The following is a 25,714-nucleotide window of genomic DNA, read 5'->3' as shown; positions in this document are numbered from 1 at the left end:
AAAATAAATGTCTCAGCCTCATATACATTATCATTTATAAAATCACTTTCATTTTATACGTTACGGTTAACTAGTGCGTTAACATTTGTGATAATCATTCCGTCAACAACACGACCAGGTAATTTATTTAAATTAACAGACGTATCTTGATCTTTTTTAACATCGTAAGAAATATTTTGAGCGAAATATTTCATTGTTTCTTCCATTATAATTATTGTCATCCATTCACCAGCACAACGGTGATTTGTGTAATAATCTCCGCCACCTTGTGGAATTAAGTCGAATGGACTACCATCCCAATCATTAAAGCGGTTAGGATAGAATCTTTCAGGATTTTCCCATAGACCATCTCTGTGTAATGTACCGTAAATATCTAATACTAAGAAAGTATCTTTTTCGATTGTATAACCTTCAAAATCAATATCTACCGCAGCTTTACCTGGTAAATAAGGTACGAATGGATAAAATCTTCTAACTTCTTGGATAAATTTATAAGCGTAGTCATCTTCATTATTAAAGACGCGTTCTGCTTCACCAGGATAATCATGGAAAGCTTTTACACCAAAGCTTACAAAACGGTTAATCGCAACTAATGGACGTACAACGTTCATTAAATCGATAGAACATAATCTAGAATCCATTAAGTTACCTTCGAAATCTTCCCAATGACTAAATTCATATAATGCTGTACCTTGTGGTGGGTTTATTTTACCTTCACGAACAGCAATTATTTGATTTTCAAGGAAAGTCTCTACACGATCTCTTGCTTGTTTAGCTTCTCTATATCCTTTAAATACTGTACCGATATTTTTAAATGAATCAATCATTGTATCCATATCTGCTGCACATTGTTCGATTTCTTCAGGAGAAGCAATAATACCAGCCCATCTAAAGCCAATTTTTGTTAGCATTAAGATTGATTCTTTATAAACATTCACTTCGTCCATTCTTTCCATACGCTCAGTATTCATGAACCATTGATTACGTGTTAGTTCTCTTAAATACTCTAAGTTCTCTTCAGTCATTAAAGACATAAATAGTGCTTTACGATCAATATGTTTTTTGCCGCCAGTAGTATGTATAGCACCTTTACCAAACAAAGTATTTACAATACGTTTAGGTAGTGTTCCTTGTCTTTCAATTAAATCATTATTATAGAATAATTCAGCAGCTTCTTTACCACTTATTACGACAGTTCTACGTCCACCTAATGCTCTTAATTCAAAAATATTTGTGTCATGTTTTTCAAGTCTATTTGGTACATATTCGTACGCTTCTTTTAATACTGTAATAGTATTATCAAGACCTCGTTCTCTTGGTATATTCTTACCCATAAATATGATTGCCCCCTAAATTATTGTAAATTTCATATACTTTCATATTATTTCATTTTCTGATGAAATAATCAATTAACATCTATTATTAATAGCAAATTTAATATCGTAATCATATAATGCGTGTCTTTTTGACCATTCAATGAGCTCATTTGGATATACCATTGAATCATAATTTTTTCTTTTTAGATTATAAACAGGATAGCTTAATAGAAAACGTTGGTCTATCTTCTCCTCAACCAAATCCATATATGATAAATCACCTTTTGTAGGTCTACCAATTACGTTAACTATGTTTGAATTTTGAACTTTTTGAACAAACCATTCTGCAGCCATCTCTGTATCTTTGTCTATTATAATTGTTATATCTTCAAAGCGACTTAGTCCTGTGAATTCAATTTGATTATCATCAAAATATTGCCAATTTCCTTCTGTTTGATCGATAATATTTTGATAAAAAGCTTGTTCATTCATTTCTTCAGACTCTTTATACAGCTTTTCAAGCTTTCTTATAAATAAATTTGTATTTTTTTCAATTGTAGTTTCAACTTGCGCTTCATTAGTTCTAACTTGTGAGCGTAAGCCAACCTCATAAAAATATGGTATTAAAAATTCAGCGATGCTTAATCTGTCGAAATTCGCATTTCTTACGTCAAATATGATGCGAGAACTTTTAATTTTTGATAATTGGTATAATGCATCAATTGTTTGTTCAAATGAAATATTACCTTTAATATTTACAATCGGAATTTCATCTCTTTCATAAATTCGAATTTGTGCTTCTTCTTTGAATATATACTTTTTTAATTCGAAATGGTAAGATTGATGACTTCTATTTATATCAACATCATTTTGCAATGTTAAAATATGATGCCAATCTTCACGATGATAAGGTTTCTCACCTAAAATACGATGATATCTTTTTCGACAATATTCAATTCCATCTCCAGAAAGAGCTGTAATTTCATCACCTACTACAAATCTCAAGTCATCCGTTACTTCAGTGACAATTAAACCATCTTTAGTAGCTCTTACTTTAAATCCAACTTGTTGCTTTTGTTCTTTCAAGGCTGTTAAGCTACTATACTTTATGTTTGCATCATAGAAATAATTATTAATCACTTCGATAAACACTTTATCTGTTAGTTGAGGTGAGTTCACTATATTTTTATACTCTTTATATACTTCAAGTATAGATTCTTGTGTATTTATATTATGTTCAACTTGTTTATGAATATATTCAAATATTGATACATATGGCAACATTTTCATTCACCTCATAACCGTTTTCTAAATTTTACTAATAACAACTGCTGAAATCAATTATTTTTTAAATTCGTTAATTCCCCCTAATAAAAAAGTAGTAAAAATCCTTAATAACAGAACTTTTACTACTTATAAATGTCTTGGACATTTTAAAATTTAAATGCTTTAGAAATCATCATAATCAATCTCGTTACTTTCTATTTCTTTGCCGTCTACTACAACACGATACTCTGCTGATTCATCTTCAGGTATTACGAAATTTAAAGTTTTGGTTGTATCTTTTTTAATAGTGAAAGTTTCAGTAGCATCTTTTATTTTATGTGATTTATCTTTAATAAATATTTCTACTTTTTGACCTTTTTTACTATCAGAACCTGTAAAAGGTATATAAACTGTTTGATTATACGTTTTATCACTTAAACTATCTTCATCATCTTTGTCTTCATCTGAATCCGATTTTTCTTTTTTACCATTAGATATATTAAAGTATATTGTTGAATCTACAGGTAATTGTACATTTTTATATGACTGTTTAACGATAGTGTCTTTTGACTTTTTAGAATCTACTTCTTTAGTTTCTACTTTAAATCCTAAATCCTCTAATTCAGATTTAGCAGTATCTATATTTTCACCTGTATAATCTTTTACAAAAGCTTGTTCAACACCGATAGATTTAGTTAAAATAATCGTGGTATCTTTAGGCACAACTTTACTGCCTGGCTCAATGCTTTGATTAATTATAGACCCTTCAGTAGCACTATCATATTCCTCTTTTATTCTTACAGAATCAAAACCGCTTTTCTCTAGTTTTTCTTTAATTTCTTCACTAGATTTCCCAATGTAGTCTTCGACTGTAAAAGTTTCTATACCTTTAGAAATCACTAAATCAACTTTAGTCATTTCTTTAACTCTTGTTCCTACTTTTGGCGAAACTTTCATTACTTCGCCTTCTTTGAAATTATTACTGAAATCTTCTGTAATTTCGCCTTTTCTCAGACCTTTTTCATCTATTAGCGCCATTGCTTCACCTCTAGATTTACCAAGTAAATTTGGTACATCTTCATACTTAGGAGCAGTCAAAGCAAAACCAATAGCGCCTAAAAGCATGCACACTAATAAAATCGGAACAAATATAATCAACCATTTGCTCTTTTTACGTTTCGGTTTACTATTTACATTGTTTTGAGCTGAATTAGTCTGACTGTTAGCCGTTGAAGCAACAGGTACAGCTTTTGTATGTTCATTGGAACTTTCTGATTTAACAACTGGTATCGTCTTTGTCTCAGAATTTGTATTATATCTTGGCGTTTCATCTTTTCTTTCATCATCCAAAGCTGTCTGTAAATCAAAATACATTTCGTCTGTATCTCGATATCTTAAAGCTTTTTCCTTCTGAGTTGCTTTCATTATTACATTTTCAACGCTTTGTGGGATAGACGGTCGTTCTTCTTTCACAGATGGTATTTCTTCTTGAATATGTTTAATTGCCACACTAACTGGCGTTTCTCCATTAAAAGGTGGATGACCAGTTAGTAATTCATAAAGTACAATACCGATTGAGTATATATCTGAAGATTCATCTGTAGATTGACCTTTAGCTTGTTCAGGAGACAAATATTGTACCGATCCCATTACATGGTTGGTTTCAGTTAATGCTGTTTCACTTAAAGCTCTAGCAATTCCAAAATCTAATATTTTTAAAGTGCCATGTTGAGTCATTAAAATATTTTGTGGTTTTATATCGCGATGGATAATGCGGTGATGATGTGCATGAGCAATACCCTTTAATATTTGAAGCGTCATTTCAATCGCTTCTTCAGCAGATAATCGACCTTCTTTAATTAAATATTCTTTCAAAGTTGGTCCTTCTATATATTCCATTACTAAATAGTAACAATTATCATCTTCTTCAACATCTAAGACGTTCACAATATTATTGTGACTTAAGATTGTTGTATTTTGAACTTCTCTTTCGAAACGTTCGACAGTTTTTTCTTTTTCATAAGGCGGTATATTGATAACCTTTACTGCAACTTTACGATCTAATATATTATCTTTTGCTAAATAAACATTGCTCATACCACCGCCACCTAAATACTTCACAAACTCATAGCGACCGGCGATTATGCGACCTATCATATTTTTCCACCTTCGAACGGACATAATATAAGTGAAATATTATCTTTCCCTTCGGCGTTAATGGTAGCGTCTATCAAATCTTTACCTATTTCATCAACTGTTCCTTCATGCGACATGATAATTTCTTGAACATCATTTTCATGTAAATAATCTGTTAAACCGTCTGAATTTAATAATAAATAATCGTAGAATTTAGTATTAAAATAAAATACATCGGCGATAACACGTTTATCTGTACCCATAACTTTAGTAATAATATTTTTTTGTGGATGAGTAAATGCTTCTTCTTTTGTTATTTCTCCAATCGAAACAAGATGATTAACAAATGTATGATCATCTGTTAATTGCATCATTTCTCGATTATTAATCAAGTAAGCACGTGAATCACCAATATTTGCCACTACGACATTTTTTTCGTAAATTAATACACAAACACATGTAGTTCCCATGCCTCTATATGCATCGTGGCTCATCGATTCGTTATATAAATGTCTATTGATTTCTGATAAGTTCGATTTCAACCATGCTTCAGCTTGTTCAAATTCAATATAATTTTCATTTTCGAATCTTTCTTTAAGTGAATCATTCACAAATTGACTTGCAACTTCTCCTGCAGCATGGCCGCCCATTCCATCACAAATTACAAGTAATTCTTGACCAGTCTGGTTTACATAGATCCCACCTGCATCTTCATTTTGTTCCCGAAATTGACCGACATCTGTAAAAAAACGTGCTTCCATGATTTGTTACCTCGTTTCTTCTTTTCGCTCTTTTGCTCTTAATTGTCCGCATGCAGCATCAATGTCTGCACCTTGGTTACGTCTAATTGTAGCATTGATACCTCTTCTTTTTAATTCATTTTCGAATTTAAAGATATCTTCTTTTGTTGTTTTAACATAGTCGCGCTCTGGTACATGATTTACTGGAATTAAATTCACATGGCAATTTAAATGTTTAATCATTTCTGCTAGTTGTCTCGCATGATGAACTTGGTCATTCACGCCTCCAAATAAACCATATTCAAATGTTATACGACGATTAGTTTTTTCTACGTAATATTCAATAGCTTCCATTAATTTATCTAAATCATATGCTCTGTTAATTGGCATTAATCTTGAACGTGTTTCATTATCAGCAGCATGTAAACTTAACGCAAAGTTAATTTGTAATGATTCATTTGCGAAATCGTAAATTTTTGGAATGATACCTGAAGTTGAAACTGTAATGTGACGCGCACCAATATTTAAACCTTTGTCATGGTTAATAATTTTTAAGAAGCCCATCATTTCATCATAGTTCTCAAATGGTTCACCAATACCCATAATAACAACTTGGCTTACTCTCTCATCAGTTTCATCAAGTGCTTTTTGTACTGTTAGAACTTGAGATACAATTTCTCCCGCTTCTAAGTTACGTTTTAATCCACCTATAGATGATGCACAGAATGTACAACCGATACGACAACCTACTTGAGTCGTTACACAAACGGAATTACCATACTCATGTCTCATTAAAACTGTTTCAATTGTGTACCCATCTTGAAGTTCAAATAAAAATTTTATCGTGCCATCTTTACTTTCTTGTTTAACTGCTACTTCTAATGTAGTGATTTCAAATGATTGAGCTAATTTTTCTCTTAATTCTTTTGATAAATTTGTCATTTCGCTAAAAGAATTTATTCTTTTTACATACAGCCAATCAAAAATTTGTTTTGCTCTAAATTTTGGTTCTGATTGTTCTACTAACCAATCTTCCAATTCTCCCAACTGTAAAGAATATATTGAAGGTCTTTCAAAGTTAGGCATAAATTTATTACGCTTTTTCTGTATCGCGGGCATATTATCTTTCCTTTCTTTTCACTTTAGTAATAAAGAATCCATCAGAATTATAATCTTGAGGGAGTAATTGTAACGTTTTCGTTTCTTGATTGGTTCTTGGGTCTATAAAAGTCGAGAATTCAAAGTCTTTATTAGCTTTTAAAAACGAATAAACAACGTTTTCATTTTCCATTTGTTCAATCGTACATGTTGAATATACAAGTTCTCCACCAGGTGCTAAAGATTTACTTGCATTTTCTAAAATTTCCAATTGTAAATGCCATAATGCTTCTACATCTTTTGATGTTTTTTCATATTTGATTTCAGGTTTTCTTCTCATTACCCCAAACCCACTACATGGCGCATCAACTAAAATATAATCATAAGTTTGATTAAAAGGTTGCGTAGCGTCATGAACATCAGTATTTACATTTTTAAGTCTTAACTTTTTAACATTAAAATCAATCAAATCGATTTTATGTGGATGAATATCATAAGCATCAACTTGACCAGTTTGGTTAAGCATTTCAGCTATATGACACGTTTTTCCTCCAGGTGCACTACAAGCATCTAATACAGTACTACCTTCTTTAACATTCATTATTTCAGCTACGAACATTGAACTTTTATCTTGAACTGAAAGAAGTCCGTCTTTAAATAATCGATCGTTCACTATTGGTTCACCTTTAATGTGCAAACAACGTTCAATATCTTTATCTAATTCGACAGTATAACCGTTACTTTCCAATCTTTCAATAGCTTCTGTAACTGTAATTCTTGTCGTATTCACTCTTACCGTTGTATCAGGAGGCGTTAAACTTAATAAACACATTTCTTTTGTTTTTTCATAACCGAAATGAGTAATCCAATGTTTTGTTAACCATAGAGGCACACTAGCTTCAACTGATAACCTTTTGTCATCATGTTTAATTTCATCAAATGTTCTCAAAGGTGCTGCTATGAAACTTCTAAGTATAGCGTTTATAGCTTTACTATTATGCAGGTCACCACGATTTTTTGCTATGTTTACGGCTTCGTTAATAATTGCATGATCTGGCACTTTATCTAAATAAACATATTGATACGCGCTCATGATTAATAAACGTTTCATCCAACCTTTTAATTTAGTTTGTATAAAAGGTTCTATTAAGTATTCCAAAGTGATTTTTCTTTGTATTGTTCCATATACAAGCTCAGTTAATAAGCCTATATCTTTTTTTGATACAGCTTCATTTTTAATTGCTTCATTAAGCTGTAGATTACTGTATGCTTCACCTGTTAGTACGTCGTCTAATATCGTTAAAGCAACATATCTTACATTATTATTCATCATATTAATTTTGTCCCATCAATTTTGGATTGTAATCCGCTTATATAATCACGTGTTTTTACACGTTTTTTACCTGCTAATTGTATTTCAGTTAAAGCAACGCCTTCTTCCGAACCAGTCGCAACAATAATTGCATCTTTAGTCGTTTCAATGATTTCACCTGGTTCACCTTTGACATTCTCAACGATTTCACTACGCCATAGCTTTAAGTTTTTACCGTCCATAGTCGTATAAGCAACCGGCCAAGGTGATAATCCCCGAATGTGATTGTGAATTGTTTGTGCATCTTTAGTCCAATCAATTCGTTCGTCTTCTCTAGAAATATTCGATGCAAATGTAGCTAAACTGTCGTCTTGAACAATGCTATCATTAGTACCATTAAAAATAGTAGGTAAAGTTCTCTTCAACAAGTCTGTCCCAAGTGTTGCTAGTTTATCGTGAACTTCTCCTACTGTGTCATTTTCAAGTATTTCAACTTCGTCTTGACTAATAATATTTCCTGCATCTAATTTTTCTGCCATGTACATAATCGTAATTCCTGTTTTTTTCTCTCCATTCATTACAGCATAATGAATTGGCGCGCCACCTCTATATTTAGGTAACAATGAAGCATGCACATTGATTGCTTTATGTTTTGGCGCATCAAGCAAAGATTTAGGTAATAATTGGCCAAATGCAGCTGTCACGATTAAATCAGGTTTTAAATTAATGATTTCTTCTAATTCAGAAGAATTATTCAGTTTTTCAGGTTGATATACAGGTATATTATGTTCTAAAGCTACCTTTTTAACTGGCGGTGGTGTTAGTATCTTCTTTCTGCCAACAGGACGGTCTGGTTGTGTTACAACTGCAATTACATCATACTCTTGAATAAGCATCTCTAACACACCTGTAGAAAAATCAGGCGTACCCATAAAAACAATTTTACTCATCCTTATACATCTCCTCTAACTCTTCTTCACTAACTTCTCTCGTCATTTTATCTGTAAACAACTCACCATATAAATGATCAATCTCGTGTAAAATAATTCTCGCAATATCATCATATGCAGTTAATTCTACATCATTACCATTTAAATCTTTACTCTTAACAGTAATCATGACACTTCTTTCAACCTCACCATAAACACCCGGAACGCTGAGACAACCTTCTACATCTGTTTCAGTTTTTTCAGATTGTGTTAAAATAGTTGGGTTTATAAGCTGCAAAATACCATCTTGCTCCATATCAACAAGCGCAACTTTTAAATCAACACCAATTTGTGGCGCGGCAATTCCAACACCATCATTATCAAACATTGTATCTTCTAAATCAGCAATTAATTGCTTTATTGATTCATCAAAATTTACGACATCTTTAACTTCTCTATTTAAAATTGGATTGGGGGCAGTAACAAGTGGTTTTACAGCCATATCTATCGCTCCTTTATAAAAACTCATCGTATAATTATAACTTAAAACAAATAAAAAAGACAGTTATAACTGCCTTTTTAAAATTTTAAAAACACTTTATACAAATACCATTAAGTATCTATTTGTAAATTAGTTTTATATTCTTCTATTATAGTTTTCTTAGATTGCTCGTCAGGTTCAAAATACCATATACCATCATCTTCTATTTGATTCATTCCATCTAATGACAATTTATCAATATGATTTGCACCTTTTTTATAGCTTTCATATAAGTTTTTAAAATCTCCTGCCGAATAATTTGACTTAACATTTTTTTCGCTTGCTTTTAAAATTTTATTTAATGTTATAACATTTTTACTTTTCGTCACTTTTTGTGACACAGCTTCAATAACTTGTCTTTGCCTCGCTGTTCTACCTTCATCTCCACCAGCACCCTCTTGTTTCCTACTTCTAACATAATCAAGTGCTTGTTTGCCGTTAAGATTGGTTTTCTTTCCTTCTTTAAATGTTGACCCATTAAATGAAAATGAAGCATTGCTTGTAACTTCTATACCATCAATAATGTCTATAATTTCTTCGAACCCATCCATATCAATTGTTATATAGCCATCTATTGGTATGTCAAAATTATTCTTGATTGTATCTATTGCTGTCTTAGCGCCTCCATATGCATAGGCATGTGCTATTTTTTCGTTTCTATCTATATCATTAATATAAACGTTTGTATCTCTAGGTAATGTTAAAAGCTTTGTAGTTTCTTCTTTAGGATTAACTGATGCAATCAACAGCGAATCAGTTCTTTGCCCTATATTTTCTTCGTCTCTTTTTTCATCAGTATCAACACCAAAAATTGCAATTGATAAAGGTTTTTTATTTTTAATTTTATCTACGGATTCTTTTTGTTCTTCTTTAGTGCCTATCTTTTCTTGAACATTAACATTGAATTGGTTCAGTCTTGATTTTACATAAATCGTTATTGTTGATCCTATAACCAAGATGATAAACAATGCTATGACAATTTTACCTTTTCTTGTTAATTTCATGTTTTCGCTCCCTATTTATCAGTTTCTAAATCTTTTTCCATATTTATCTTTTTAGTAGTAGCGAGTAATAGCCCGAAAGCGACACTGATACTTAAAAGAGAAGAACCTCCATAACTTAATAAAGGAAGTGTAACACCTGTTAAAGGTATTATTCCTGATATTCCAGCTAAATTAATGAATACTTGTAAAAATAAATAACTGACTACACCTATACAAATTATTTTGTAGTAATTATTTTTAGTCGTATTAGCGTATATAATCCCTTTAAATGTTATATACATATATAATGCTATAACTGCGATAACTCCTATTAAACCTGCTTCTTCAGCTAAAACTGAAAAAATAAAATCTGTGTGTGGTTCTGGTAAATAACCTAATTTCATAATGCCGTTCCCCATACCTTGACCAGTAACGCCCCCATTACCAATCGCTAATAAAGAATTAGATAATTGATAACCTTCACCATTTTCATATTTAAACGGTTCCATGATTACTTTAATTCGATTCAATCTGTATGTATTTTTTGTATCAAATATTAATGTATAAATTAAATAAATTACAAATGGCAGTGAAATCGAACCGAATAATTGAACTTTCACAATATTTTTTATATCTGAATACATTAAAATAAACAATATAATACCAATATTTAATATTGTGCCGCCTAAATCACCTTGAACTAAGATTAAAACTAAACCAAAACCTAGCATAAACAATGGGGGTAATAAAGTTTTAATGTTATATATCCTTGCTTGGGACATTTTTTTATCAATTATGTATGAAAGATATATGATAGAGGCTAACTTTAGAAATTCTGAAGATTGTATGCTGAAAAAACCTAAATTAAGCCAATTTTTAGAACCATTAATTTCACTTCCTAAAATCAAGGTAATAATAAGTAAAATAATGACACCGATAATAATAAATTGTTGAAATGCTTTCGCTTTTAAAGCATCAATGTCCACAAAATAAGCAATAAATAGAACAATTAAAGTACCTACAAATAAAAATATAGATTGCCTGACCATAAAATGATTACTATTAATTATATTTCCATTTGTTAATGAACCCATTCGTGCAGGAACCATACTTGCGCTGTAAATAAATATAATTCCTATAATCCCCAATATTAAATAACAAAATAAAATACTTTTATCCACATTTTTATTTATTTTATTATAATTTTTAAATCTAATTTTATACACCCCACATTCTCAAACAATCGTAACTTTTTTTATTATGTTAGTCAAACATATTTTAGGATAACCTAAATATCATTATTGTTTTATTCAACAAATATATATTGAAATAAACAATGGAATTAAATACAAATATTCCGAAATGTAAAAATACAATTTAGTTAAATTATTGCACTCTGTATTGTATACTAAAATTGCATAAAATTAAGGAGGGGGTTAAATGAAATATAATAAAATTATATTTGGAACTTTAATTTTATTTGTTTTGATCTTAATTACTGCATGTTCTAACGACGAAAAAAAATCAGAAAAAGAAAGTTCAGTAAAATCAGTTCGGACGACTGACCCTGACACTGAAAAAGGTAAGTTATTACGTAAAGGGGAAGAATTAATGATTTATACCAACTCTAAAATGCCTGAGCATGTTGGAAACAAATTAGCTTGTACGAGTTGTCATGCTCAAGGAGGAAATGGAAATGCTCTTTCTCTAGAAGGTGTCTCTAAAAAATACCCACAATACAGAGACCGTGAAGGTAGAGATGTTTCACTTAAAGAGCGAATTAATGGATGTTTTGCTAGGAGTATGAATGGAAAACCTATCAAAGAAAATAGTGAGGAAATGAAAGCAATGGTAGCTTATTTAGATTTTATTAGTGAAGACATTAAAAAATCTGAAGCACCAGAGATAGAACAAGCAAAAAATATACCTGAACCTAATGTAGATAAAGGGAAAGAGGCATTCGATAGAAATAATTGTTTATCTTGTCATGGCAATGGTTCATCGAGTGCCCCATTTACAGGACCATCGTTATGGGGACCAGACTCATTTAATACTGGTGCAGGTATGAGTAGATTTTCAAAAATGTATGACTTCATTTACCATAATATGCCTTTTGGTGAAGAAGGAACGTTGAGCAAACAAGAAGCTTCAGACATAACTGCTTATATATTGACGCAAGATAGACCAGAGTTTGTAAATAAAACAAAAGAAAAATTTTATCCAAAAGGTGGAGAACCTGACGATAAAATTTCTGACAAAGAAAGAAAACAAATATTAAATCATGATTATGATTGGCAGGGATTAGAAGAAGTAAGTTCTAAATAATTGATTTAACCCCTCTAGTTTATTTTAAAGTTAGAGGGGTTAATTGGTGCTATATATAACTTCTACATCATCATTTGCGGATTACTCAACTAATTTTATAACTTATTGCCAGTGTCTATAGAATGTTGTAGATACTGGCTTTTTTCATGATATTAATTCTAAAAATTTCATACCTTTGTGTTGTTGTTTATAAAATATGCCCTTTATTTTCCCTCTTAATAAATATTTTTTTGTAACATTTCGTTTGACCCATTAATAAATCATAGAACTCTTTCTTTTTTCAATTCATTAATAACTCGCTCTGTATTTTTATTATCATCAAATTCATTAATTTTTAAATATTTTTCTTTTATATCACTAGCCACTTTATAATTGTTATTTATTGCTTTATTTACATATTCTATTAACTCTTTTTCACTATATGCGATATCCCCTGGTGCATTTTTGTCATTAACTGGTGGTATCGCTTTATAGTTTTCTGTTAAATAATCTTTTTCTTTCCAATAGAAAATAGGATAAGCTCCTCTATAAATAGCATCATAAATAATAGAAGAATAATCTGTAATGAATATTTTAGATTCTTTCAAAGCTTCAGAAGGATTAGTATTTATTATGTGCTTATATTTCTTTAAATTTTGTTTAATATAATCAGCAAACTTATTATGTGGAACAATTAAAAGTTTATCTAAAAGACCAGCTTTTTCAAAAGTCTCAATTACTTCAATCAAAGATTTATAATAAGAGGTTTTTTCAATTTCATTATTAATAACATAAGCTTCTTCCCAATATCTCCATGTTGGCATAAAAGCGATTTTACTGGCCTCTTTATTCAAGTTTGCTTGATCTAGCTTTGGTAAACCTGTTTTCATTAAATCATTTTTGTCATAGCCCATTTTATAAAATTCTTGTGCTTCCAAATCAGAACTTATGACACTCTTTTTCAAATTATTTGTTTGATTCTCTTTATGAAAACCTAAAGCCATAGGGTTATCCACTGGTTTGGCAAACATTATTCCGTGTTGCAAGAAGTATAAAGGTGTTTTAGTTATTTTATTGGCTAATAAATTATCGTATACTCTGATAGCCAAAACATGATTACTTAACTCGCTTGAAATAAAATTGTCTGCTATGAATAAATATAAATAATGTTTGAAAGAGTAACGTCTTACAAGATCGTTTTTATATTTATCCTTAAGTCTATTAAACCCTTCAAATTTAGAATCAATTATAAATTTATTTACTGATTTAATTTCTTTATCTTTTTTTACACTTTCAAAAACGGCGAAACCTGACTCAGAGGCGTTAGAGGTATTTTTTTCGAAATATAGGTTTACATTTACATTTTTGAAAAGATTAATAACTTTAGCTGTTTTGTTGGCGATCTTTATCTTTAATTTATTTAAATTATTATATATAGGTAGTTTCGGAGTAGCTGTAATAACTAAATTATTAACTAAGCTTATTCTAGATACATAAGCATTCTTTTTATAAACTTTAACACCTTCTACCTTATTAATAATTTCTAAATGATTAAATATGTTTAAAGAATGAATAATAGTATTACCATGTGCGAAATACAAATTATTATGTAACTCTTTAAGTTTACCTAAATTATCGTTTGTAATAGTAAACTTAAAATCTTTTAAACTAAGCCATTCTATTTTTGCCATTAAAAGTCCGTCATTAGTTACAACATTATCTATCTTAACATCGCTACGATATTTATAATAAATCGTTCCCGAATACTCTATGCCTCTTCTAGTTGCTTTTGATGATATAAATGTTGAATTAAATAATAAGTTTGCTCTTGTATCATATTCTATTTTAACTATCTGATTTTTAATATGAGATAGTACAAAAACTCGATTATTGATTTTTATGATTATTGGTTTGAAATTTTTGACGTTATTCTTTAATGTTATTTCCTGGATTTTATTCTTTAACAAATTATTAATTTTAATTATTTGATTAGATTCATCATTTAATTTAAAAGTATTATTTGATTTCATTAATATTTTAAATTGTTCTGTTGAATCAATAACTTTTATACAAGATGTTTTGAAAGAAAACTGAGTAGTTGCTAATGTATATTCTAAAAATGAAACAATATTTTCATATGTGATTTTTAAATATATATATTTTTTTGTATTTTCCGTTCTTTCTAAAGTATCTATTATATTATGGCCTGTTAAAAATATTTCGTTTCCAATAACATGTTCATTACCTACTTGATCTGTAATTTTGTATGAATATTTGGTTTTTTCTATTTCATATCCTTCATAAATTTTTTCGTACTTAATATCAATACTTCTATTAGTATTACCATTTATATAAGGGGTTACGTAAATTTCATTATTTTTAATATGTATATAATAGTTTAAATTATTATGTTTTATAATGGATAATATACCATTAGGAACTGCTTCATTAACTCTGCATAATAAATATTCATTTTCATTTAATAAATTTTTAGATATGTATATATTGTTATTAGAACCAAAAAGATTCAACCTTATATAATCATTTGTTTGTTTAGAAATATTACATAATTCATTAAATATTTTTACTATTTTCAATATTATAACCTTCTTCGCAATTAATTTTGTAAAATTGATCCTTTATTTAATATAGTAACATTTAATTGAATTTTTATAACTAAAATCATTAAAATTTATGTATTTTTATATAATATGGTAGAATCGAACAATTCATAAATGGAAACGTTGATCTTTTCTTTACAAAATAGAACGTTTGTTCGTATAATGTTTATGAGGTGATTATATGAAAGTCATTAACCATGACATGCCAGAACCATATAAATACGAAACAGATTACAGAAATATTCCAAGAGAATATCTTAACCCACGTATACCACATGGACGTGGAATGATTAAATGGGCACCCTTTGCGACTATGCCACAACAATATGAAGAAATTAATCAACACATACGTGATCAAGATAAGATTGAGAAACCAGAATTAAGCGAATCTCCCCTAGCCGACTTAAATCATGTACTTTTAGAAAAGATGTTTTACAATTCAATTTCTACTATAAAATACTGACATAATGGATATATTAAAGATTTGAAGTGTGAAATACACAAGTTTGATAAAATGATGAACATGCTACAAGTAATTAATGAAGATAACAAACAAGTTATGTATTTAGACATGGATTGTATTATAGAGATAGAGTGAAAATATTACAGTTTGGTAACAATGAACATTTTTTATTATATAATCATCTCAACATCGAAAGATGCGAATACAACTAGGAGGATTTAGTATGAAGAAAAAATGGGAAGTTTATATTTTAGCACCAGAAGATTGGAATTTTAGTAAATTAGATTTTATAGGTATAAAGATAAACTCAGATGATAACCTGAGTTTCGAAAGTTATGAGGATGCTTTAGACTTTATAAATTCAATTAATCCCAAAGATTCTAATATAAGTAATTTGGTTAAAGCATCATATCGTATTTTGGAAAACGAATCTGATAATGAGAAGGTGTTAGATTACGGAGTGATATATATTCCTCATTCCTTGTTAAGTGAAGAAATGGTTGATTATTATTTAGAATGCCAAAAGTATATTCCATCATAATACAAAAATAACCCACCAATTATGGTGGGTTTTTCCCCCTCTAACAGAACTTAAGTTCTTATTTTTGGATAAAGATGAGAATTTAACCATTTATTCAGAGCGATTTCTAAGCTATTTAGTGGGTAAATCCATAGGCAAAAACATTTCTCGAGGCGTCTGAGAACTTACAATTTTTGGTCTTATTATTAAAATGTTGAATATCACTTAGTACCATATGGGCATATTCTTTAAAATTCTCGATTTATGAAAGTAAAAAATTTAAATTTACAAATGTTTAAGTATCAACGTCTAGGTAACATATCGATAAAGTCAAACCTATTTTATATAAAAATTTAAGGTATTATGAGTGTTACGAAGATTTTTAGATGATATAATAATCATTGAGTAAAAGAACCTTACATTTTTTGTGACACCTCTCGAGCCTTGAATTGGTAAAGGAAAGGGGTAGCAGCATGAATATAGATATTAACATTAATTTTGATTTTACTCTTGTAGTATCATGGTCGATTACTATGTCCGTCACTATTATTTTTGCAGTGTATCATGCTATTAAAGGAAAGCAAAAAAAATAAGCCAACTGTATAAACACGACTAAATACAGTTAGCTTGACCTTTGTTTTTCTTGCAATATCTAAAGGTTCGTTTGGTAATCACAGCGTAAGTGTGAGCCTTTACTCTATAGTCATCAGTCTCGGCTAAAGACCTGATGGCTATTTCTATTACATCTAAATATTAACACATAAATTGCGTATAGTACAATAATTGTTGTTTAAAAGTTGAACATTAGTTGAATTATAATTGCACTTTAATACTTAAAACAAAGCAAAAAAGGGCTACCCTACCTTAGTAGAATAGCCTCTATAACCAATTTTAAAACATGTCTATAAAATTAACTGTCACAAGTAACAAAGTTATTTCTTCCATTTGATCTTGCCCTAATATTTCTCTTTATTAATCTTTTCTTCTTGATCCGTTATTTTACATACTGCACAATAGAAGTAACCAGCACTTGGATTAGTAGGGTATTTAAAGCGAACCCACCAATATACATCTTTCTTAGTAACAGAGATAAAGTCTACCCATTGACCTGCTTGAATCCAGTCAGACTTTGGTACTTGTTTACCTTTTAGTCCAGGGTTCTTACGTACTTTAATCAGTGTGTTTGCTGTAAATCACCCTGGTTATTTCCGAGTAATCTTTTTGCTCTTTTCAGTTGGAGTTCCACCAATAGATTTGCCGTGAATACCTTCGCAAGTTTTTTAGTGAAATGTTGAAGATTACTTTTTAATATAATTCATATCTTTCTTGCTAATAATAAAGCACAATTCTATTGAGCGATAGTTGATATTTTCACTCTAAGATACGTTAGCATTGAGTAAATCATTTCGTGTTGTATAATGCCTCTGATTGTGCCACTTCTGTTTTATTTGCTCCACCATCCCAATAATTCTAAGCTAATGAAACAAAAGTATTAATATTTGCAGATTGAACAATAGCTACATGACCTACACCTTCTCCTCAGTTAACATTCCAAACAATAGTATCGCCGTTTGTGGTAAAAATAAAGGTACATTCTCATACACTGTTGCTAATCCATTAAAGTTATTTTTGAATGGTGTATCTTTAGCATATAATCCGTATAATTGACCACCGGTTAAATAGTTCCAATAAAAGTTAACCAAATCAAAACATTGCCCGTATTATTATATTTAATGCTTTTCCCTGAAAGCGTTTCTGATTTCGCTTGTATAACATTAAATGGTTTCTATGAGCAGAAACCTTTCGCTCTCACATAAGACTAGACTATATCATCAGTATTTAACTGTCTTGCGCTGTCCATCAATTGGCTATACTTAGTTGTTGAACGTTCCTACATGCTACCTTGTATGCTTCGCTGCTGATTGCTCTCGACTTTACGTTAGGATTTCCCAACAATTCACAAGGTTTTATATGGGCTATGCAATAGGTAACCCATAAGGATTATCAAAGCCCCTACCTTTACTCACTAACCTATACATATAAGCTTGTTTTAGACACACTCATATAAGTTTACTCGTTGAAATGAATATTTCATTAAAAGCAATAATGAAACGTGTAGGACATACCGATGAAAAAACAACAATAAAAGTGTATACACACGTTACAGAAAAGATGGATAAGTTACTCGTTGAAAAATTAGAAAGTATACCATCTTAACGAAAAACGTCTGATTCTGCCCTTTAATTGCCCTTGCTAGTTTGTAGCAAGGCGATTAAACACCTACAGTCACTGATATAAAAGCATTTATAGAAAAATTCTACATCATCATTTGCGGATTTATATCAATCTCTAATGATAGTTTATCTTTCATGTATTGTTCGTGATAGTAGTCATCTAAGTATTGCAGTGCTGTAAGTAGCCCTGGTTCGCTTTTAAATTTAATAAGTATTTGGAATCTATGTTGGTTGTTAATACGTGATAACGGACTTGGTGAAGGACCCAACACAAATGATTGTGGCGTCACATGTTGTACTAAAATATCATGTATATGTTTCGATGCTTTTAATACTTTTCTTTTATCGAAATGACTAATGGTCAAGTTAACAAGGAAGTAATATGGTGGATATCTTCCTACTTGTCTGAATTTCATTTCTTTTTCATAAAAAGATAAGTAATCATTTTTAGTTACGTCTAGAATAGCGTAATGTTCTGGATTATACGTTTGTATCATTACTTCTCCAGTCTTCTCATGTCTTCCTGCACGCCCTGCTACTTGTGTTAAGAGCTGGAATGTTTTTTCGCTTGATCTAAAATCAGGCAAGTTCAACATTGTATCTGCATTTAGCACTCCGACTAATGTTATATTTTCAAAATCTAATCCTTTAGCAATCATCTGTGTTCCTAATAATATATTTGCTTCTTGATTTCCAAATGCATTTAACAGTCGCTCATGGGCGCCTTTTTTAGACGTAGTATCTACGTCCATTCGAATAACTTTGGCATCATCGAATGTTTCATATATAAGTTCTTCAACCTTTTGTGTACCCACACCCATTTGTCTAATATGTTCACTACCACAACTTGGACAAGTCGGTGGCATCGGTTCACTATATCCGCAATAATGACATTTTAAATCATCTGTTGTTTTATGATAAGTTAATGAAATATCACAATTTGGACATTGCGGTACATGTCCACAATCTCTACATAATACAAATGACGAATGACCTCTTCTGTTTAAGAACAATACGATTTGTTCATTTTTATTGATTCTATCTTGAATCGCTCTTGTTAATGGTTCAGAGAACATTGAACGGTTCCCTGCTTGAAGTTCTTCTCTCATATCCACTAACGCTATTTCAGGCATTTTTTGCAAATTCACTCTGTCTGGTAATCCTAAATAATGATAAACACCTTTTTCTGCGCGTGCAAATGTTTCTAAACTTGGCGTTGCTGAGCCTAGCACAACAGGACAATTATGATATTCACTTCTCCATATGGCAATTTCACGGGCATGATATCTTGGATAATCTTCTTGTTTATATGTCGATTCATGTTCTTCGTCAATTATAATAAGACCTAAATTTTCAAATGGTGCAAAGACACTTGATCTAGCACCGACTGAAACGCTCGCCTTACCATCTCTAATTTTTTGCCACTCATCATACTTTTCGCCTTTTGATAAGCCTGAATGAAGAACTGCAACTTCATCACCAAATCTCGCTTTGAATCTATTAACCATTTGTGGCGTCAATGCAATTTCAGGAACAAGCATTATTGCTTGTTCACCTCGATTAAGGACGTTTTCTATCGTTTGTAAATACACTTCAGTTTTACCTGAACCTGTGACACCGTGTAATAGAAATGTCTTTGATTCTTCATTTGAAACTGATTTATCTATATTTTCGAAAGCTGATTGCTGTGCTTCAGTAAGTTCTTTATTATTTTCTTTTTCGAATATTCTGTTCTCATACGGATCACGATTAACGACCGCTTCATATTTTTCTAACACTTGATTTTTCACAAGTGTTTGAATACTAGAATTTGAAAACCCTTCTTCTTTTAACGTTTTTAACAATACATCTTCATGACGATGCTCTATTAAATAATTCAACACATCTAATTGTTTTTCTTTTTTACTAATAGCTTCCAATATTTCATCTAATCTATCAGTCGGTATAATCCTTACACATGTTGCATACTTACGTGTTAATTGTTGACCTACAATTGTATCTTTAGACAATATATTTTTATCTACAAAATGTTCAAGTTCTGAAACGATTTGCAATTTCTGAGCTTGATCAAAAGTTAAAATACCTTCTTTATTGAAGGTATTTAGCAATTCTGCTGGTAAAGGTTCTGGGTCATTTACTTGATAAATTTTTTGGTATTTTGCTTTTACGGCGCTAGGCAACATGATTTCAAGAGCGGATATACGTTTAACTAAATGAAAATTCGCCATCCATTCACTCAACTTAATCAATTCAGATGTAAGTTCTGGTTTAAAATCTTTAACTCTTATTATTGATTTTAATTTAGAGGCATCTATATCACTAGATAAATGTTCACTAATGTCGATAACAAAGCCTTGGATTTTTCTTGATCCAAAAGGCACTTCTACACGAACTCCAACTTTAACGATTTCTTCAATGTCTTGTGGTATTTTGTAATCGAACATTTTGTCTACATTTTTAGAAGGAATATCTACTACTACATGAGCTATCAAGAATTCCACCTACTTGCAATTTCGTTTAAAATTTTAAATGCTATTTTTTGTTTAGATTCTTTCTTAAATGGTACTCTATCTCCATTAGCAAAGAACATTTCAACTTCGTTATCAGAAGATTTAAATCCAATTTCCTGATTTGCAACATGATTAGAAATAATCACATCAGCATTTTTCTTTTTTAATTTACCCATAGCATATTTTTCTACATTGTCGGTTTCTGCTGCAAAACCAACTAAATATTGATTTTGTTTATGTTCACCTAAATATTTTAAAATATCTGTCGTTCGTTTAAAGACTAATTCAAGGTCACCATCTTGCTTTTTCATTTTCTTATCTGATGTTTCAACCGGGGTATAATCAGCTACAGCTGCTGCTTTAATAATCATATCCATATTATCTTTATACTGTTTCACAGCTTGAAACATATCTTCCGCACTTGTAATTTGGACGTATTCAACACCTTTTGGCTGAGTCAATTGAGTTTCTCCACTTACTAATATAACTTCGGCACCTAGGTCTCTTGCTGCTTCAGCCAGTGCATAACCCATCTTTCCACTAGAGCGATTTGTAAAGTATCTTACTGCGTCAACTTTTTCTATAGTCGGACCTGCAGTTATCAAAACTTTTTTGCCTTGTAATGAAAAAGTTTGAAGATTTAAATTTTCTTTAAAATAATCATCAATAATCGTTAATATTGTAATCGGTTCTTCCATTCTTCCTTTGGCTACATAACCACATGCTAAATATCCTTCTCCAGGTGCAATAAATTTATAACCATACTCTCTTAATTTAGCCATGTTCGCTACTATAGAAGGATGTTCCAACATATGAACATTCATCGCTGGTGCGATAAATACAGGCGCTGTAGTCGCTAGTAATGTAGATGTGACCATATTATCTGCTAACCCATTTGCCAACTTACTAATAGTATTTGCAGTAGCAGGCGCAACAATAACAGCATCAGCCCAATCTGCTATAGTGATATGTTGTATTTCACTAACATCTTTTTCGTCAAAAGTATCTGTATAAACATGATTACGGCTGATTGCTTGGAAAGCTAGAGGAGTAACAAATTGTTGGGCATTTTCAGTTAACATCACTCTCACTACGTATCCGTTTTGTGTTAATTTACTTGTTAAATCAATCGCTTTATAGGCAGCTATGCCACCAGTAACAGCTAGAAGTATATTCTTCATTTGTGTACGCCTCCAAATTACAATTATTATTAACACTTATTATACATTCTTTAATTTATACTGTCATGAATTCAATCTATATATTAAATTGAAAAAAGTATGTTATAAGCGCATTTCCAGTCCAATCAGCTACTGTCTATATAATAAACAAGGCTGAGACATGATAATGTCCCAGCCTGCTGATATTATGGAGATATTAATCTTGTAGTTTAGCTTGTACTTTATGAGCTGCAATCTCTTCAAGTGCTTGTCCTACATTTTTAAGAGAACGATACTCATCTAATAATAAACTATCAGGATATTCTTGAAGTTCACGTGCTCTCTTAGCAGCTGTTGTTACAATTAAATATTTAGAGTTAATACTATCTTTAAGTTCATTTTGTGCTGGATATAACATTATTTTTTGGCCTCCAATATCATTTTTCTATATCTAGCTTCTACACGTTCTCTTTTCAAATGTTCAGCTTCAACAATTGATTGAATACGTGCTTTCGCTAATTCTACTTCGTCGTTCACGACAACATAATCGTAAAGATTCATCATTTCTACTTCTTTACGGGCTTCAGTAATACGATTTTGAATAATTTCATTCGATTCTGTGCCTCTACCAACAAGTCTTTCTTTTAAATGCTCTAAACTTGGTGGAGCTAAGAATATAAATAAAGCTTCAGGAAACTTCTTTCTAACTTGTTTAGCGCCTTCCACTTCAATTTCTAAAAATACATCATATCCGTTATCCATTGTATCCCTTACATATTGTACAGGTGTACCATAATAATTACCTACATATTCAGCATACTCTATAAATTGATCATCGGCAATTAAAGCTTCAAATTCTTCTCTTGATTTAAAGAAATAATCTACGCCATCAGTTTCACCTGGACGCATATTCCTTGTAGTCATTGAGATAGAATATTTAAAATCGGTACTAGGATCATCAAAGATTGATTTTCTTACTGTTCCTTTTCCGACACCAGACGGACCTGAGAGAACAATCAGTAACCCTTTTTCTATGTTCATGTCAAACGACCTTTCCTAATGAATACTAACGATTTATCATCATTTTGTTTTTTATATCTTACCATACTTCAATTCTGTATGGCTAGAGAGGTTGTAAACTTTAAACAGAAATATACTCATTTAATCCCTTACATGTTACAATAAATTGACTTTTTAAAAAGGTGTGAATGCAAATGGCTTTTGATGGCTTATTTACAAGAAAGATAGTAGAAGATATACAATCGCTCGTAACTGGGCGAATTCATAAAATAACAGAACCAAGTAACGACACTATTATTTTAACAATTCGTAGTGAAAGAAAGAATAATCATCTATTATTATCTACGCATGCTAATTTTAGTAGATTTCATCTTACTGAAGAAAAACTAGAGAATCCTTTTGATCCACCGATGTTCTTAAGAGTTTTAAGAAAACATCTCGATGGTGGTATCATACAAGCGATAACGCAAATTGGAAATGATAGATTAGTTGAAATCGATATTCATTCAAGAGATGAAATTGGTGACTTAAGAAAACGTACCCTCATTTTAGAAATAATGGGAAGACATAGCAATATTATTTTAGTAGATGGTGAACGTAAAATTATAGATGGGTTTAAACATCATACACCAAATACAAATACTGCTCGTACGATTATGCCAGGTTTTAAATATGAATATCCACCTACAACTAAGAAAATGAATCCTTTTGAAGTAGACGATATTAATAAATATATTGATTTTAATTCTGGTAAAATTGATAGACAATTACTTCAACAATTCGAAGGATTTAGTCCACTTATCACAAAAGAAATTGTATCTAGAAGACCGTTCATGAACCAAAGTACGCTTGTAGAAGCATTCGATGAAGTGATTAACGAAGTAAAGGAAGAACCTAAGCCAGTCATATATAACAACCACTCAACTGGTAAAGAAGTTTTCTATTTTATGCCTCTACATTCTTATGGACAAGACTATACAAGTTTTAACACATTGCATGAATGTTTAGACCGTTTTTATGAATCTCGTGGAGAACGAGAACGTGTAAAACAACGTGCATTAGACTTAGTTAAAATTGTTGACCAACATTTACAGAAGAATAAGCATAAGTTAGAAAAACTTATTAACGAACAAGAAGCAGCAAGTACTAAAGATATACAACAATTATATGGTGAATTGATTACAGCAAATATGTATCAAATAAAACAAGGTGATGAATCGTTAGAAACAATTAATTATTACAATAACGAGCCTATTACTATTCCTTTAGATCCAACTAAATCACCTTCTATGAACGCACAATATTATTATAAACAATATAACCGTTTAAAAACGCGTGAAATAGAATTAGAAAAACAAATTAAACTTACTCAATCTAACATTCTATATTTCGAGTCATTGGAACAACAACTTAAACATATTTCTGTTGAAGATATTGATGATATTAGAGAAGAGTTAGAAGAACAAGGATTTGTAAAAAGACGTAAAAATAATAAAAAGAAAAAATCTAATAAAATTACTTTAACAACGTTTGAATCATCTGATGGTCAAACAATATTATTAGGTAAAAATAATAAACAAAACGATTATCTTACACATCGTATCGCAAGAAAGAACCAACTTTGGTTCCATACTAAAGATATTCCAGGTTCACATGTTGTTATACAAGATACAGAGCCTACAGAAACAACGATAAATGAAGCGGCAATGATTGCAGGATATTATTCAAAAGCAAGTCAATCAGGTCAAATACCTGTAGACTATACTGAAATTAAAAAAGTACACAAACCAAGCGGAGCAAAGCCAGGATTTGTAACTTATGATCATCAATCGACGCTATATGTTACAACTGACTATGATGATATAAAGAAATTATTAAAGAAATAATTTACCAAAATAAAGTTATAAAAATAGCAGTGAAAATTCCACGTTGGTGGAGAATTCACTGCTATTTTTTATTGATTTTCTGGCAATGCTAATTGGAAATTAACGCCGTATTTATCTTGTACCCATGCGAATTCTCTAAAAGTTGGGGGTATTTCTGTTTTAGGCATTAAAATAGCACCGCCTGACTTTAATTCTGAATACAAGGTTTCCATTTCCATAGCATTATCACAAGTAACATATAAAGACATTGCTGGGTTCATTTCAATATCTACTCCGTTACTTTGATCAATCGCCATAAAAATTTCACCGTTTATTTTAAATATAGAATGTTGTACTGTTCCAGGTTCACCTGGCCCTTCTTCGTCATACTTAACCATAGTTAGTATTTCACTATCTTTAAAAATAGATGTATAAAATTTAATAGCTTCTTCCGCTTCACCATTAAACATTAAAAATGTTGTTATTTTAGGTATCATTGGTTTCACTCCATTAACGTATTTAAATTGTTTCTTTTATCTTATATAATGAGTATAATCATTATAAGGTTTAAAGACAAAGGAGAGATATTATGTCATTGTCATTATTATTACCGGTTGTCATCTTATTAGCAATCATCATTATAGGTTATGTCTTCATAAAATTGTTCTTAGGATAAACATTGATTATAAAAACTTT

The 25,714-nt window shown here is 30.7% G+C and carries 20 protein-coding genes and 2 pseudogenes; 5 read left to right on the top strand and 17 right to left on the bottom strand.

Going from position 1 to position 25,714, the window contains the following annotated elements; translation table 11 throughout:
- Positions 1–53 precede the first annotated feature (53 nt).
- From ACO6VN_RS04840 to ACO6VN_RS04795, 10 genes are all read right to left on the bottom strand, one after another.
- A complete protein-coding gene (locus tag ACO6VN_RS04840) occupies positions 54–1,334 on the bottom strand; it encodes a cytochrome P450 (protein ID WP_194200823.1) in 1,281 nt (426 codons plus the stop codon).
- 75 nt (positions 1,335–1,409) lie between these two features.
- A complete protein-coding gene (locus ACO6VN_RS04835; protein WP_194200824.1) occupies positions 1,410–2,600 on the bottom strand; it encodes a S41 family peptidase in 1,191 nt (396 codons plus the stop codon).
- A 165-nt stretch (positions 2,601–2,765) separates the two neighbouring features.
- Positions 2,766–4,739 carry a Stk1 family PASTA domain-containing Ser/Thr kinase gene (gene pknB, locus ACO6VN_RS04830; protein ID WP_216683982.1) on the bottom strand — a complete coding sequence of 658 codons (1,974 nt, stop codon included), beginning with the start codon at positions 4,737–4,739 and terminating at the stop codon, positions 2,766–2,768.
- On the bottom strand, positions 4,736–5,482 hold the full coding sequence (locus ACO6VN_RS04825; RefSeq protein ID WP_194201139.1) for a Stp1/IreP family PP2C-type Ser/Thr phosphatase: 747 nt from the start codon (positions 5,480–5,482) through the stop codon (positions 4,736–4,738). The genes pknB and ACO6VN_RS04825 overlap by 4 nt, the downstream gene beginning before the upstream one ends.
- 3 nt (positions 5,483–5,485) lie before the next feature.
- Positions 5,486–6,577: a 23S rRNA (adenine(2503)-C(2))-methyltransferase RlmN gene (gene rlmN / locus ACO6VN_RS04820; protein ID WP_017000134.1), complete on the bottom strand. Its 1,092-nt coding sequence runs from the start codon at positions 6,575–6,577 to the stop codon at positions 5,486–5,488.
- Between the two features lies 1 nt (position 6,578).
- A complete protein-coding gene (gene rsmB / locus ACO6VN_RS04815; protein ID WP_194200826.1) occupies positions 6,579–7,889 on the bottom strand; it encodes a 16S rRNA (cytosine(967)-C(5))-methyltransferase RsmB in 1,311 nt (436 codons plus the stop codon).
- A complete protein-coding gene (gene fmt / locus ACO6VN_RS04810) occupies positions 7,886–8,818 on the bottom strand; it encodes a methionyl-tRNA formyltransferase (RefSeq protein ID WP_194200827.1) in 933 nt (310 codons plus the stop codon). The genes rsmB and fmt overlap by 4 nt, the downstream gene beginning before the upstream one ends.
- Entirely contained in the window at positions 8,811–9,299 is a 489-nt protein-coding gene (gene def, locus ACO6VN_RS04805; protein WP_017000140.1) for a peptide deformylase, read from the bottom strand. The genes fmt and def overlap by 8 nt, the downstream gene beginning before the upstream one ends.
- Before the next feature lie 110 nt (positions 9,300–9,409).
- Positions 9,410–10,342, bottom strand: coding sequence for an LCP family protein (locus tag ACO6VN_RS04800; RefSeq protein WP_194200829.1), 933 nt, complete (start codon positions 10,340–10,342; stop codon positions 9,410–9,412).
- Positions 10,343–10,353: 11 nt separating this feature from the next.
- Complete coding sequence (locus tag ACO6VN_RS04795) at positions 10,354–11,547, bottom strand: FtsW/RodA/SpoVE family cell cycle protein (RefSeq protein ID WP_194200830.1); 1,194 nt, start codon at positions 11,545–11,547, stop codon at positions 10,354–10,356.
- Between the two features lie 214 nt (positions 11,548–11,761).
- Here ACO6VN_RS04795 and ACO6VN_RS04790 point away from each other — a divergent pair, with 214 nt between their 5' ends.
- Complete coding sequence (locus ACO6VN_RS04790) at positions 11,762–12,646, top strand: c-type cytochrome (RefSeq protein ID WP_216683983.1); 885 nt, start codon at positions 11,762–11,764, stop codon at positions 12,644–12,646.
- A gap of 260 nt (positions 12,647–12,906) precedes the next feature.
- Here the strand turns inward: ACO6VN_RS04790 and ACO6VN_RS04785 are convergent, their stop codons facing one another.
- A complete protein-coding gene (locus ACO6VN_RS04785; protein WP_422404293.1) occupies positions 12,907–15,222 on the bottom strand; it encodes a CDP-glycerol glycerophosphotransferase family protein in 2,316 nt (771 codons plus the stop codon).
- 205 nt (positions 15,223–15,427) lie between these two features.
- Between ACO6VN_RS04785 and ACO6VN_RS04780 the strand changes: the two are divergent.
- Positions 15,428–15,706 (top strand): annotated as a pseudogene (locus tag ACO6VN_RS04780) (YolD-like family protein); the annotation flags it as partial.
- 226 nt (positions 15,707–15,932) lie between these two features.
- Positions 15,933–16,250 (top strand): hypothetical protein, encoded by a 318-nt coding sequence (locus ACO6VN_RS04775; protein WP_422404292.1) that lies wholly within the window; start codon positions 15,933–15,935, stop codon positions 16,248–16,250.
- Positions 16,251–17,755: 1,505 nt separating this feature from the next.
- Here the strand turns inward: ACO6VN_RS04775 and ACO6VN_RS04770 are convergent.
- On the bottom strand, positions 17,756–17,932 hold the full coding sequence (locus ACO6VN_RS04770) for a hypothetical protein (protein WP_422404291.1): 177 nt from the start codon (positions 17,930–17,932) through the stop codon (positions 17,756–17,758).
- Positions 17,933–18,278: 346 nt separating this feature from the next.
- On the opposite strand from ACO6VN_RS04770, the pseudogene ACO6VN_RS04765 reads away from it, so the two are divergent.
- Positions 18,279–18,446 (top strand): annotated as a pseudogene (locus tag ACO6VN_RS04765) (tyrosine-type recombinase/integrase); the annotation flags it as partial.
- 100 nt (positions 18,447–18,546) lie between these two features.
- On the opposite strand, the gene priA reads toward ACO6VN_RS04765, so the two are convergent.
- The 4 genes from priA to gmk form a co-directional block, all read right to left on the bottom strand.
- A complete protein-coding gene (priA, locus tag ACO6VN_RS04760; protein ID WP_194200835.1) occupies positions 18,547–20,955 on the bottom strand; it encodes a primosomal protein N' in 2,409 nt (802 codons plus the stop codon).
- A complete protein-coding gene (gene coaBC / locus ACO6VN_RS04755) occupies positions 20,952–22,154 on the bottom strand; it encodes a bifunctional phosphopantothenoylcysteine decarboxylase/phosphopantothenate--cysteine ligase CoaBC (RefSeq protein WP_017000156.1) in 1,203 nt (400 codons plus the stop codon). Before coaBC ends, priA begins: the two co-directional genes overlap by 4 nt.
- 196 nt (positions 22,155–22,350) lie before the next feature.
- Positions 22,351–22,551, bottom strand: coding sequence for a DNA-directed RNA polymerase subunit omega (gene rpoZ, locus ACO6VN_RS04750; protein WP_017000158.1), 201 nt, complete (start codon positions 22,549–22,551; stop codon positions 22,351–22,353).
- Positions 22,551–23,174 carry a guanylate kinase gene (gene gmk, locus ACO6VN_RS04745; RefSeq protein ID WP_017000160.1) on the bottom strand — a complete coding sequence of 208 codons (624 nt, stop codon included), beginning with the start codon at positions 23,172–23,174 and terminating at the stop codon, positions 22,551–22,553. Before gmk ends, rpoZ begins: the two co-directional genes overlap by 1 nt.
- 173 nt (positions 23,175–23,347) lie before the next feature.
- On the opposite strand from gmk, the gene ACO6VN_RS04740 reads away from it, so the two are divergent.
- On the top strand, positions 23,348–25,039 hold the full coding sequence (locus tag ACO6VN_RS04740) for an Rqc2 family fibronectin-binding protein (protein WP_422404290.1): 1,692 nt from the start codon (positions 23,348–23,350) through the stop codon (positions 25,037–25,039).
- A 68-nt stretch (positions 25,040–25,107) separates the two neighbouring features.
- Here ACO6VN_RS04740 and ACO6VN_RS04735 read toward each other — a convergent pair whose 3' ends face one another.
- Complete coding sequence (locus ACO6VN_RS04735) at positions 25,108–25,515, bottom strand: VOC family protein (protein ID WP_194200836.1); 408 nt, start codon at positions 25,513–25,515, stop codon at positions 25,108–25,110.
- Between the last annotated feature and the right edge of the window lie 199 nt (positions 25,516–25,714).

Source organism: Mammaliicoccus sp. JADD-157, assembly GCF_049310805.1.
In the GTDB taxonomy this organism is placed as follows: domain Bacteria; phylum Bacillota; class Bacilli; order Staphylococcales; family Staphylococcaceae; genus Mammaliicoccus; species Mammaliicoccus lentus.
This window is presented reverse-complemented; position numbering and strand designations above follow the sequence as displayed.